This is a genomic window from Klebsiella indica (assembly GCF_005860775.1).
GTDB lineage: Bacteria > Pseudomonadota > Gammaproteobacteria > Enterobacterales > Enterobacteriaceae > Klebsiella > Klebsiella indica.
In genome coordinates, this window is record NZ_VCHQ01000081.1 from 1 (window position 1) to 744 (window position 744).

The 744-nt window shown below is 53.2% G+C and carries 1 tRNA gene and 2 rRNA genes; all 3 read left to right on the forward strand.

Annotated features, from left to right (window positions below):
* Positions 1–208 (forward strand): 23S ribosomal RNA (locus FE839_RS24560); the annotation flags it as partial.
* Positions 209–400: 192 nt separating this feature from the next.
* A 5S ribosomal RNA gene (gene rrf, locus FE839_RS24565) occupies positions 401–516 on the forward strand.
* 56 nt (positions 517–572) lie between these two features.
* Positions 573–649: transfer RNA gene (locus FE839_RS24570), tRNA-Asp, on the forward strand.
* The last annotated feature ends 95 nt before the right edge of the window (positions 650–744 follow it).

A 744-nucleotide genomic window follows, 5' to 3' on the forward strand; every position in this document is an offset into this window, starting at 1 on the left:
GTCATGCCAATGGCACTGCCCGGTAGCTAAATGCGGAAGAGATAAGTGCTGAAAGCATCTAAGCACGAAACTTGCCCCGAGATGAGTTCTCCCTGACTCCTTGAGAGTCCTGAAGGAACGTTGAAGACGACGACGTTGATAGGCCGGGTGTGTAAGCGCAGCGATGCGTTGAGCTAACCGGTACTAATGAACCGTGAGGCTTAACCTTACAACGCCGAAGATGTTTTGGCGATTTGAGAGACAATATTCAGCTTAGATTCAGAGTCCGAAGGATTTTGCGCTGAGACAAGGCGGCAAACGCAGCGACGGAAGGAGCATACACAGGTATGTGACTGACGTTCGCCAGAGCAGCCAACGCAGTATCAGCGCAAAAGACACAGGACAGAGCACAAAGAATTTGCCTGGCGGCCGTAGCGCGGTGGTCCCACCTGACCCCATGCCGAACTCAGAAGTGAAACGCCGTAGCGCCGATGGTAGTGTGGGGTCTCCCCATGCGAGAGTAGGGAACTGCCAGGCATCAAATWAAGCAGTCACACCGGGGCATAAAACCGGTGGTTGCAGAAGTATTCGGTGGAGCGGTAGTTCAGTCGGTTAGAATACCTGCCTGTCACGCAGGGGGTCGCGGGTTCGAGTCCCGTCCGTTCCGCCACTTATTAGAAAATTAAGCCTGCTATTTAGCAGGCTTAATGATAAGAAATTTAGGGGCGTAGCTCAGTTGGTAGAGCACCGGTCTCCAAAACCGGG